Raw genomic sequence first — 12273 nt, 5'->3', positions numbered from 1 at the left:
TCTCCCATCCGGCGCCTCGCGCCACCTTCTCCCGGAGGGAGAAGGACTGAAGGAAGACGTCGCTGCGCGACTTTCACACTAACAAAACAGGCGAAACCTTTGCGGGTTTCGCCCATCGATTAACGGCTGGAGCGCGCTGCAGGTCGCTTTTCAACGGCCTGCTGGCGCGGGTCAGCCGAGGTTATCCTGGATCAGGCTCAGTACGCGGCGCGACACATCGGCCGGAGCAACGGTGTTGAGGTCTTTTTCCACGGTGACCTGTACGCCATCGCCAACCGGGGTCAGGCGCACCTGATAGCGCTCGGCGCGGGCTTCGATCTCTTCCTTGCTCGGCGCACTGCCGAACATGCGACCGAAGAAGCCGGGCTTCTCTTCATTGACCTGAGCGCCTTCGGCCAGGTTGATGTAGTACAGGCCGAGGCTGCGGTTGAGGTCATCGACACGAACGTCGCCCAGTTCGAGCGAGCGGCCAACGCCGGACCAGGCGCGGTCGAAGTCGGCGCCAAGGTTGAGTACCGGGTTGCCGTTGCCGTCCTCGCTCAGGCTGACGCGGCTGGGGGCATCGAAGTCGCGCGCGGCGAGCAGCGATACGGAACCGCCCTGCTCCACGCCACGGGCCATGCTCACCAGCATTTCGTCGAGCAGTGCAGCTTCAAGATTGGCGTTACCACCGCCGGCCACGAAGTCGACATCGGCGCTGCTGCCGGCGTTACGCACGGCGCTGGTGACGAACACTTCACTGGTATTGCGCTGTACGCCCGGCTCGATGCGCACACGCACGCGGGTTTCGGTATCCGCTGCAACATCGCTGACGCGGCTACTCAGGCTGCGGGCCATGCCAGCCGACAGCTCGTCGAAACGCTGCCAGGTGGTGGTGAACTCACCGACCTGCGGGCGCTCGCTGGCGATACGGAAACCGTTGTCTTCGAAGAACTGGCGCGCCAGCGGCCAGACTTCGGCCGGCACACGCTGAGCCACGACCCAACGCGAATCACCGCTGCGCTGCAGGCTGAACTCGCGCTCATCGGCACGTACCTGCAGCCCCTGCGGACGTGGCACTTCGAACTCGGCCGGAGTCGCGGTGCTGCTGACCACTTGAGCCGGCACCGGCAGCAGCGGATCGAGGCGTTTGGCCTGGACGTCAGCCGGCAATTGCATCGGTGCAGCCTGGCGCGCTTCCAGGTAGTCGCTGCCGCGATCACGGAAGTAGCCATTTTCACCCCAGAGCCAGCCGCAACCGCTGGTGCTGGAGACGATCAGAGCAAGGGCGGAGAATCCGGCCAGTCGCTTCATGCGTAGAATCCTTGAGTTAAGCCAATACACCGCACTGGCGCATGGCCTGGCGCAGCGGTTCGTGACAGCGCGGGCTGAGCCAGGTCAGCGGCAGGCGAATACCATCGCCCATCAAGCCCATTTCGTGCAGCGCCCATTTCACCGGAATCGGGTTGGATTCGAGGAACAGCGCCTTGTGCAGCGGCATCAGACGGTCATTGATCGCACGCGCAATGGCCGCATCGCCACGCATGGCGGCAGCACAGAGATCGCTCATGGCGCGCGGAGCAACGTTGGCGGTCACCGAGATGTTGCCCTTGCCGCCCAGCAGCATCAGCTCGACAGCGGTGGCGTCGTCACCGGAATAAACGAGGAAATCCTTGCTGACGCGATCCAGCACGTCCTGGGCGCGCTGCAGGTCGCCGGTGGCTTCCTTGATGCCGATGATGTTGTCGATCTTCGACAGGCGCTCGACGGTCTCCGGCAGCATGTCGCACACGGTACGGCCCGGCACGTTGTAGAGGATCTGCGGGATGGAGACGGCTTCGGCGATGTGGCGGAAGTGCAGGTACAGGCCTTCCTGAGTAGGCTTGTTGTAGTACGGAGTGACCAGCAGGGCGGCGTCGGCACCGACTTCCTGGGCGGCACGGGTCAGCTCGACCGACTCACGGGTGGAGTTGCCACCGGTGCCGGCGATCACCGGGATACGACCGGCAACCTGCTTGACCACGCGCTTGATCACTTCGATGTGCTCGGGCACTTCCAGCGTGGCGGACTCACCCGTGGTGCCGACCGCGACGATGGCATTGGTGCCCTCCTGCAGGTGGAAATCCACCAATTTGCTCAGGGCCTCCCAATCAAGACCACCCTGCGCATCCATGGGCGTGACCAGTGCCACCATACTGCCCGCAATCATGCAACCGCTCCTGCCGGAAAATTTGAGCCGTAATGGTACTGGTGCCACCTGTCCGGCACAAGCAACGGACAAGGGCTATCAGGGCGTTTAACAGGCTGTTGAAGGCAACCGCCTTCTTTTGATGGCCCACCGTCGTCCGATGTAGCCGGCTGCGCCATTCCCCTCGGCGGTGCTTTTCGCTAACCTGCTGCCTTTGGTTCGTGGCTGCTCATGTGCGAACCGTTCATCGCTTTAGGAAGGCTGCATGTCCACCCCCCCCGTTCGCGAACAATTCCTCGTTATCAGTGCGCTTGGCCGCGATGCCATGGCCCTGACCAACCTGCTCAGCCGCACCAGCCATGAGAACCGTTGCGCGGTCATCAGCACGCGCCTGAGCCGCCATGGCGAGTACAGCGCACTGGTGCTGCAGGTATCCGGTAGCTGGGACGCCCTGGCGCGCCTGGAGTCGAGCCTGCCGCTGCTGGCCAAGAAACACGATTTCAGCGTAGACCTGGCGCGCAGCGCGGCTGCCGAGGTACGTGCGCAGGCGCTGCCTTACGTGGCTTACGTCAGCGCCGTATACCGCCCGGATATTCTCAACGAACTGTGCCAGTTCTTCATCGACCACCGCGTCGAATTGGAAGCCCTGACCTGTGATACCTACCAGGCGCCGCAGACTGGCGGCACCATGCTCAACGCCACGCTGACCGTAACGCTGCCAGCCGGTACGCAGATCAGCTGGTTGCGTGACCAGTTCCTCGATTTTGCCGATGCCCTGAATCTGGATGCGCTGATCGAACCCTGGCGCCCACAGAACCCCTGACAGCCGTAAGCAAGGAGTTTCCATGTCCGTTGAACTCGACAAAGCCGTTGCCGACTTCCAGGCCGTGGCCACCAGTGGCCAGCAGGTCAAGCTGTCCGCGCTCAAGGGCCAGCAGGTCGTGCTGTATTTCTACCCCAAGGATGCCACGCCAGGTTGCACCACCGAGGGCATGGACTTCAGTGCCCGCTTCGAGCAGTTCAAGGCCGCCAACACCTTGATCTTCGGTGTGTCGATGGACAGCCTGAAGAAACACGAAAGCTTCAAGTGCAAGCAGGCCTTCCCCTTCGAGCTGATCAGCGACGAAGAGCACCAGCTGTGCGACCAGTTTGGCGTGTATCAGGTGAAGAAGAACTACGGCAAGGAATACATGGGTATCGTGCGCAGCACCTTTCTGATCGACAAGGATGGCGTGTTGCGTGAAGAGTGGCGCAACGTCAAGGTCGCCGGCCATGTCGACAAGGTACTGGCGGCTGCCGAAGCCCTGAACAAGGGCTGAGCCCTGCCCTGCACGTGAAACGCCGCGACGGCCATTAGCCGTCGCGGCGTTTTTGTTCGGGGTGCCTGGTTTGACCTCGACACACCGAATGCGTGGAGGCTGCGCCCCGGAATATAGCCCTTGAAAACTTCGCCCAGGGCCGGGGCCGGCCACGCTGAAAGCCTTCAGCTATCCAGATACGGTCTTGCTAGCAATGCCTGGAGCTGCCTCAGTCCGAACCGCGCAGCCAGCGGGCGTCAGCCGCACGGCAATACCCAATGCCGGCAGATACGGCCTGCTCGTAGGAGAAATAGCGACACAGCCGGTCACGAAGAACCTTAGGCAACAACGAGCATTGATCCGCAAGACGCCCGGCTCTTTTGGGCCTGCCTCAGCGGCGCGGCTCAGGCCTTACGCAACCAGTAACGATAAATACCCGCATCGACCTCTTCATGCAGCAGCGCATGGCCGGCCAGGGTAGCGAAGGCGCGAAAATCGCGCTGCGAGCCAGCATCGGTCGCGCTGACCTTGAGTACGGCGCCACTGGCCAGGCGATTGAGCTCGAGCTTGGCTTTGAGCAACGGCAGCGGGCAGTTCAGTCCGCAGGCGTCGAGTTCGGCATCAAAGGCCGGTACGTCTGTCATCATCAACTCCTGAATGGTCGACTAGGATACCCAAGCCGCCGCAACCCTGGCCAGTGCGGTAGCAGGCCGGCTACAGTATCGCCTTTGCCGCCCCGAGAGCCCGAGTGCATGACTTTTCTGCGCCCCACCCTGCTGACGCTGGCCTGCCTGTTCGCTGCCCACACGGGTGCCAGTGATCTGCCATCGCTTGGCGACGCCAGCTCGTCGATCGTCTCGCCGCAACAGGAGCATCAGCTCGGCCGTGCCTGGCTCGGCCTGCTGCGTGGCCAGGTTTCGCAACTGGACGACCCGCAACTCAAGGACTTCGTCGAGTCCAGCGTCTACAGCCTGGCGGAAACCAGCCAGCTGCAGGATCGCCGCCTGGAGTTCGTCCTGCTCAACAGCCCGCAACTCAACGCCTTTGCCGCACCGGGCGGAATCGTCGGGGTCAACGGCGGCCTGTTCCTCTATGCACAGACCGAAGCCGAATACGCCTCGGTCATGGCGCACGAACTGGCGCACTTGTCGCAGCGTCACTTCGCCCGGGGCGTCGAGGCGCAACAACGCATGCAGGTGCCACTGATGGCCGCCATGCTCGCCGGTATCGTCGCGGCAGCAGCAGGTGCGGGCGATGCCGGTATTGCCGCGATCATGTCGACCCAGGCAGCCGCCATTCAGGAACAGCGGCGCTTCTCCCGGCAGAACGAGCAGGAGGCCGACCGTATCGGCCTGGTCAATCTGGAAAAGGCCGGCTATGACCCGCGCGCCATGCCGATGATGTTCGAACGGCTGATGCGTCAGTACCGCTACGACGCCAAGCCGCCGGAATTTCTGCTCACACACCCGGTATCCGAGTCACGTATCGCCGATACCCGCAACCGTGCCGAGCAGTTCCCAGTCCGGGGCCGCGAGGACAGCCTGCGTTACCAGTTGATGCGCGCCCGTGTACAGCTGACCTACGAAGAGACCCCCGGCGTCGCCGCCAAGCGCTTTCGCGCCATGCTCGACGAGAATCCACGCCTCGACGCCGCGCGCTACGGCTTGGTGCTGGCGCAGATGAAAACCGGCCAGCTCGCCGAGGCCGGTGAAACCCTGGCGCCACTGCTGAGCAAGAGCCCGGACGATATCACCTACAACCTGGCGCAGATCGAACTGGACATGGCCGCCAATCGCCTGGATGCCGCCGAGCGCCGCCAGCAGCGCATGTTCACCCTCTACCCGAGCAACTACCCGCTGCTGCAGACGCAAGTCGACCTGCTGCTGAAACAGCAACGCATCGCCGAAGCCGAGCGCGCCCTGGACAACCTGCTCAAGACCCGCGCCAAGGACCCGGACGTGTGGTATCAGGTCGCCGAGGTACGTGGCCTGAGCGGCAACACCATCGGCCTGCACCAGGCGCGCGCGGAGTTCTTCGCCCTGGTCGGTGACTACAACCAGGCCATCGAGCAACTGGACTTCGCCAAGCGCCGTGCCAGCAACAACTTCCAGCTGGCCTCGCGCATCGATGCGCGGCAACGCGAACTGGCCGAGGAAAAACGCCTGGTCGAGCAGATGCTGCGCTGAACTGGGCTGCGTAGCCCAGAGAAATCCGCGAAGCGTTCTTGAGCCTGCCCCCGGATTGCTTCCGGGCTACGGGTTTCCGTTTAGTGAGACAGGCGGATTATTCGCGGGGCTACCGCCCTCTCCCCCTGCCCCTCTCCCATGAATGGGAGAGGGGAGCACATTGCGTAGAACATGGCTGCGTAGCCCGGATGAAATCCGGGGCGTTCTTGTGCCTGCCCCCGGATTGCATCCGGGCTACGTAAGCCAGTGAATACAACCCGCAAAAGAAAGAGCCCCGCACATGGCGGGGCTCTTTCATTTCAGCAGACAGCTCAGGCGCTTTGCGCCAGGTCCATCAGCTCGCGGTTGGCCACTGCGTACATGGCGTAGTCGGTGCCGGTGGCCGAACGAAGCTCGACCAGCATCGCCTTCCAGCGGTCTACCAGACGTTGATGCTGATCAAGCCACAGGGCCACGCGCGCTTCGATCTCCTGCGGGCCATCGGCCATTTGCAGCACCGACACGGTGATCGCACGCTGCTGCCAATCGAGATCGTCACGGAAAGCCTCGCGGGCCAGCGCCTGCCAGTTGGTTTCCACCGGCAGGCTGGTGATCTGCTGCAGGTACCAGGACAGATCCAGCGCACCGCCAACGGCAAAGTAGGCGGTGGCCACCTCACTGGCATCCTTGCCGGTGACGTCCGCCGCTTCGATGATCGGCAGCAGGGTGTACAGGTGGCTGGTGCCGGCAACGACGCGGGCCAACTCCTCCGGCGTGCCGGCTTCGACGAAGCTCTGGTAACGCGCCAGCCATTGCTCGCGGGCCGGGCCTTCGAGCAGCTCGTCCAGACGACCAACCAGCGCTTCGATGCGCGGTGCGAAATGCGCCACGTCGCGCACCGCATCCAGCTCGTTGCGGCGGCTGCGCAGGAACCAGCGAGTGGCACGACGGCCCAGACGCATCAGTTCGTCCATCAGCTGCAACTGCAGGTCGGCCGACACCTTGTAATCCAGCGCCTCGATCTGCGCCCACCAGTGCGGCAGGCGGAACAGGTCACGCACGATCACATAGGCACCGGCGACGTTGGCCGCACTCATGCCGGTAGACTCCTTCAGGCGTTGCACGAAGGTGATGCCCATGTGGTTGACCAGGTCGTTGGCAATCTGCGTGCTGACAATCTCGCGCTTGAGGCGATGACGGCGCATGGCGTCACCGAACTTCTCGGTGAGGATCGCCGGGAAGGCGGTTTCCATCTCGCGCGCCAGGTAGTCGTCATCCGGTACCTGGGATTTGAGCAGCGACTCCTTGAGGTCGATCTTGCTGTAGGAGATCAATACCGACAGTTCCGGACGAGTCAGGCCACGGCCACTGGCCGCACGCTCGTTGAGTTCTTCATCAGACGGCAGAAACTCCAGCGCACGATCCAGCTTGCCGGCAGCCTCCAGCGCATTCATCAGGCGCTTGTACTCGCTGATACGCTCGCGGGCACGACGCTCGGCCAGCGACAACGCCTGGGTCTGCTTGTAGTTGTTGCCAAGTACCAGCTCGGACACATCGTCAGTCATCTCGGCCAGCAGCTTGTTGCGCTGTTTGCCGGTCATATCGCCGGCTGCGACGATTTCGCCGAGCAGGATCTTGATGTTGACCTCATGGTCGGAGCAGTCCACGCCACCGGCGTTGTCGATGAAGTCGGTGTTGCTGGCGCCGCCGTGCAGGCCGAACTCGACGCGGCCAAGCTGGGTCATGCCCAGGTTGCCGCCCTCGCCCACCACCTTGGCGCGCAGTTCACGGCCGTCCACACGCAGCGCATCGTTGGCCTTGTCACCGACGTCGGCATGGCTTTCCTGGCTGGATTTGACGTAGGTGCCGATGCCACCGTTCCACAGCAGGTCGACCGGTGCCTTGAGCAGCGCGTTGAGCAGCTCGGTAGGCGCCAGCTTGTCGGCGGCGATGTCGAAGCGCGCCTTCATCTGCGGGCTGATGGTGATGCTCTTGGCGCTGCGCAGGAAGATGCCGCCACCTTCGGAGATCAGCTTGCTGTCGTAGTCGGCCCAGCTCGAACGCGGCAGCTCGAACAGGCGCTTGCGCTCAGCGAAGCTCTTGGCGGCGTCCGGGTTCGGGTCGATGAAGATGTGCATATGGTTGAAGGCAGCCACCAGCTGCAGGCTTTGCGACAGCAGCAGGCCGTTGCCAAATACGTCGCCGGCCATGTCGCCGATGCCGATCACGCTGACGTTGTCCTTCTGCACATCGATGCCGCGCTCGCGGAAGTGACGCTGCACCGACACCCAGGCGCCCTTGGCGGTGATGCCCATGCCCTTGTGGTCGTAACCGGCCGAGCCGCCGGAGGCAAAGGCGTCGCCCAGCCAGAAGCCATATTCGGCGGCAATGCCGTTGGCGATGTCGGAGAAGGTCGCGGTGCCCTTGTCCGCCGCCGCCACCAGATAGGGGTCATCGGCGTCGTGACGCACCACGTTCACAGGCGGCACCACCTCGCCTTCCTTGAGGTTGTCGGTGATGTCCAGCAGGCCGCTGATGAAGATGCGGTAGCAGGCGATGCCCTCGGCCATCACCTCGTCACGCGAACCGCCAAGCGGCATACGGCGCGGCACGAAACCACCCTTGGCGCCCATCGGCACGATCACCGCGTTCTTCACCTGTTGCGCCTTGACCAGGCCCAGCACTTCGGTGCGGAAGTCCTCTTCGCGATCCGACCAGCGCAGGCCACCACGGGCCACGTCGCCGAAGCGCAGATGCACGCCCTCGACGCGCGGGCTGTAGACGAAGATCTCGAACTTCGGCACCGGCCGTGGAATTTCCGGAATCAGGCGCGGGCTGAGCTTGAAGCTGAAATAGGATTTGGCCGCGCCATTGGCGTCGGTCTGGAAGAAGTTGGTACGCAGGGTGGCCTTGATCAGGTCCAGGTAGCGACGCAGGATGCGGTCTTCGTTGAGCACGGCGACGTTGTCCAGCGCAGCCAGGATGGCCTGTTCGAGTTTCTGCTGCTTGTCTTCCAGGTCTTCGGCAGTGAGCTTGCGCGCGAGGTAGAAACGGGTGCGGAACAGGCGCACCAGCTCCTTGGCGATATCGGCATGGTTGATCAGGGTCGCGGCGATGTAGCTGAGGTCGAAGCCCAGGCGAATCTGCTTGAGATAACGCGCATAGGCGCGCAGCAAAGCAACGTCGCGCCAGGGCATGGCAGCGGTCAGCACCAGGCGGTTGAAGGCATCATTCTCGGCTTCGCCACGGACGATATGTATGAAGGCGTCCTGCAGGGTGTCGTTGAGCTGCTGGATGTCGACGTCCAGACCTTCGGCATAGGTGAAGGCGAAGTCGTGAATCCAGAATTCGCGGCCGTCATTGCGGCGCAGCTTGTAGGGGAACTCGCCGAGCACGCGCAGGCCGAGGTTCTCCAGAATCGGCAGCACGTCGGACAGCGGCAGCGGCGTATCGGCGTGGTACAGCTTGCAGTGCAGTTGCTGGTCGCCCTGCGCCAGCGGCTGGTAGAAGCTCATTACCAGCGGCTTGTCATTGCTCAGGCTGAGCAGGTGCTGCATGTCCACCACCGCCGAATGCGGGGCGAAACGCTCGCGATAGCCAGCCGGGAAGCCATCGGGAAACTCGGCCAGGACGTTGGTACCCTGGGCTTCGCCGAGGCTTTCGACCATCAGCCCGATGTAGTCGTCCTTCCACGAACGGCAGGCCTGGATGACTTCTTTCTCCAGACGCAACGGGTCGATCTGGGTCTTGTTCTTCGGATCGACCCGCAGGATAAACTGCACGCGCGCCAGCACCGATTCGGAGAAGAAGGTCCAGAACTCGCAATCGGTGGCCTGCAGACGCTCCATCAGCACCTGCTGGATCTTCATGCGGGTTTCGGTGGAGTAGACGTCGCGCGGCACGTAGGCTAGGCAGTAGCAGAAACGGCCGTAGGGATCGCGGCGCAGGAACACACGGATCTTGTTGCGCTCCTGAATCTGCACGATGGCCAGAGCGGTGTTGAACAAGTCCTCGACCGGGGTCTGGAACAGATCGTCACGCGGCAGCACTTCCAGCACCTGGGCCAGTTCCTTGCCCAGGTGGGCGCTGCTGTCGAAGCCCGAACGCTGCTTGATCACGTCCACCTTGCGGCGGATGTAGGGGATGTTCCACACGCTCTCGGCGTACACCGCCGAAGTGTACAGGCCCATGAAGCGGCATTCCTTGACCACGTTGCCCTTGGCATCGAGCTCACGGATGGAAACAAAATCCGGGTAGGCCGGACGGTGCACACGGCTCGGCACTGCGGCCTTGGCGAAGGACAGCAACTGCGGTTCGCGCAGATAGGCCACCGCCTCCGGCTCGATATGCAGCTCCTCGGCGGATAAGCCGGTGCGCAGGCGCTTGGACAGACCCAGCAGAGATTTCTCGTCATAGACCATGCTGCCGCCATCGGCAGTCGGCGCAACGGTGAACTCCTCGTAGCCGAGGAAGGTGAAATGGTTGTCCAGCAACCAGTTCAGGTAGACCTTGATTTCATCCAGCTCGGTCTTGTCCACCTTGAGCTTGGCGCGATCCAGCCAGGCCAGCAGCTCACGCGCCTTGGCCTTCATCGGCTGGAAGTCGGCAACGCTCATGCGCACGTCACCGAAGACTTCGTGAATGGCTTTTTCCAGGGTCTTCAGCTCGGCGGAACTGGAGCAGCGATCGATTTCCAGGAACATCAACGCTTCCTGCTGCACACCCTCCCCCTGGGTGCCACGCGGCAGGATTTCCAGCAACTGGCCGCTCTTGTCACGGCGCACGCTGAACACGCTGTTCTGCAGGGTGTGGATGCTGTAACCATGGCGGTTCAGCTCCATGCGCACCGAGTCGACCAGGAACGGGATATCGCCATGGAGGATTTCCACCGCCGTGTGGGTGGACTGCCAGCCGTGCTTCTCGTAGTCAGGGTTGAAGGTGCGTACTTGCGGCTTGGCGGGGTCGAACTGCTCCAGCATGCGCCAGGCCGACAGGGTGCAGCCGACCAGATCGGACAAACGTCGCTGAGTCAACTCTTCGAGGGCGATGATGCCGAAGAACTGTTCGGCGAACAGGGCTACTTGTGGCAGTACCTGCTCACTCACGTGCTGAGCCAGGGCCGCTTGCAGTTGGTGCTGGAAGTCGGCTTTGCTGGCCGCCGTAAAGAACGCCATGGTTGTGCTCCATTGGGCTGATTATTGGACAGGAGGTCTGGATCGCTGCCGTTGGGTGTTAGTTCAACGTTAGTCCATGAAGCGACGATGACACTGACGAGTCGCATGCGGACCGGCGTGAAAAGCGCGACCAATGAGTCACGCATAGCCATTGAGCTTAACGAGGGTTGGCCTGCAACCGCTTGCGGCGCTGCGACATTTTCTTTCAAGGCCGCACCGATACGGTGCATGACAAGCTGTCAGCCCCAGAAACTGGCTAGCCGCCGGGGCGAACAAAGGGCCACGACGGCGGCAAAAGCACCTCTGATTTCTGTTGCCAGACTGTTCACGACCCGCGCCGCCGATAGCGGCTCAAGCGGCAAATGCAGTAAAGTCGGCGGTCTGCACGCGTGACTGTAATCAGCCGCGCCCATCCGCCAGAAGAGCCCGACGATGGAACACCGTGAAGCGCTGGTCGCGTTACGCCAATTTCTCTCCACCCAGATTCTCGGCCAGGAAAAGCTTATCGAGCGCCTGCTGATCGCCCTGCTCGCCGACGGCCATCTGCTGGTCGAAGGCGCCCCCGGCCTGGCCAAGACCAAGGCGATCAAGGAACTGGCCGAAGGCATAGAAGGCGAGTTCCATCGCATCCAGTTCACCCCGGATCTGCTCCCGGCGGATATCACCGGCACCGAGATCTACCGTCCGGAAACCGGCAGCTTCGTGTTCCAGCAGGGGCCGATCTTCCACAACCTGGTGCTGGCCGACGAGATCAACCGCGCCCCGGCCAAGGTGCAGTCGGCACTGCTCGAGGCCATGGCCGAGCGCCAGGTCTCGGTGGGCCGCTCGACTTACGACCTGTCGCCGCTGTTTCTGGTCATGGCAACGCAGAACCCCATCGAGCAGGAAGGCACCTACCCACTGCCGGAAGCGCAGCTCGACCGTTTTCTGATGCATGTGAAAATCGGTTTCCCTGACGCGGCGGTGGAACGCAAGATCCTTGCCCAGGCCCGTGGTGATGCGCTCAATGGCGAGGCCAAGCCCGAGCATCGGGTCAGCCAGCAGGCGGTATTCGCCGCGCGCAAGGAAATTCTCGGCCTGTACATGGCCGATGCCGTGGAGGAGTACCTGGTGCAACTGGTGATGGCCAGCCGCACCCCGGCCAAGTTCGATGCCGAGTTGGCTGACTGGATCGCCTATGGCGCCAGCCCGCGCGGCTCCATCGCCCTCGACCGCTGCGCGCGCGCCCACGCCTGGCTGGCCGGGCGTGACTTCGTCAGCCCGGAAGATATCCAGGCGGTGCTGTTCGACGCGCTGCGCCACCGCATCATCCTGTCCTTCGAGGCGGAAGCCTCGGGCGTCGATCAGGACCGCGTGATCCAGCGCATCCTCGACGTGGTGGCGGTGGCTTGATGCAGCCGCGCCCCATGCGCCTGTCCCATGTAGCCCGGATGCAATCCGGGGCTGATCACGCAGCCTCCCCGGATTGC

At 63.0% G+C, this 12273-nt stretch carries 8 protein-coding genes; 4 read left to right on the top strand and 4 right to left on the bottom strand.

The window, feature by feature from the left end:
- Positions 1-171: 171 nt before the first annotated feature.
- Together bamC and dapA are read right to left on the bottom strand one after the other, a co-directional pair.
- The gene (bamC, locus tag J7655_RS07960; RefSeq protein WP_230927306.1) at positions 172-1293 is read right to left on the bottom strand and encodes an outer membrane protein assembly factor BamC; all 1122 of its coding nucleotides are present in this window, start codon (positions 1291-1293) and stop codon (positions 172-174) included.
- Positions 1294-1309: 16 nt separating this feature from the next.
- Entirely contained in the window at positions 1310-2188 is an 879-nt protein-coding gene (gene dapA, locus J7655_RS07955) for a 4-hydroxy-tetrahydrodipicolinate synthase (RefSeq protein ID WP_230927305.1), read from the bottom strand.
- A gap of 244 nt (positions 2189-2432) precedes the next feature.
- On the opposite strand from dapA, the gene J7655_RS07950 reads away from it, so the two are divergent.
- Entirely contained in the window at positions 2433-2990 is a 558-nt protein-coding gene (locus J7655_RS07950) for a glycine cleavage system transcriptional repressor (protein WP_230927304.1), read from the top strand.
- 22 nt (positions 2991-3012) lie between these two features.
- A complete protein-coding gene (locus tag J7655_RS07945) occupies positions 3013-3486 on the top strand; it encodes a peroxiredoxin (RefSeq protein WP_230927303.1) in 474 nt (157 codons plus the stop codon).
- 383 nt (positions 3487-3869) lie between these two features.
- On the opposite strand, the gene J7655_RS07940 is transcribed toward J7655_RS07945, so the two are convergent.
- Positions 3870-4109, bottom strand: a complete 240-nt coding sequence (locus tag J7655_RS07940; protein ID WP_230927302.1) for a sulfurtransferase TusA family protein — start codon at positions 4107-4109, stop codon at positions 3870-3872.
- 108 nt (positions 4110-4217) lie between these two features.
- Here J7655_RS07940 and J7655_RS07935 point away from each other — a divergent pair, with 108 nt between their 5' ends.
- Positions 4218-5651 (top strand): M48 family metalloprotease, encoded by a 1434-nt coding sequence (locus tag J7655_RS07935; protein ID WP_230927301.1) that lies wholly within the window; start codon positions 4218-4220, stop codon positions 5649-5651.
- 311 nt (positions 5652-5962) lie between these two features.
- Here the strand turns inward: J7655_RS07935 and J7655_RS07930 are convergent, their stop codons facing one another.
- Positions 5963-10804, bottom strand: a complete 4842-nt coding sequence (locus J7655_RS07930) for an NAD-glutamate dehydrogenase (protein ID WP_230927300.1) — start codon at positions 10802-10804, stop codon at positions 5963-5965.
- Positions 10805-11236: 432 nt separating this feature from the next.
- On the opposite strand from J7655_RS07930, the gene J7655_RS07925 reads away from it, so the two are divergent.
- Positions 11237-12196 carry an AAA family ATPase gene (locus J7655_RS07925; RefSeq protein ID WP_230927299.1) on the top strand — a complete coding sequence of 320 codons (960 nt, stop codon included), beginning with the start codon at positions 11237-11239 and terminating at the stop codon, positions 12194-12196.
- Positions 12197-12273: the final 77 nt, after the last annotated feature.

The sequence above is a fragment of the Pseudomonas wenzhouensis genome (genome assembly GCF_021029445.1).
Lineage (GTDB): Bacteria > Pseudomonadota > Gammaproteobacteria > Pseudomonadales > Pseudomonadaceae > Aquipseudomonas > Aquipseudomonas wenzhouensis.
This window is presented reverse-complemented; position numbering and strand designations above follow the sequence as displayed.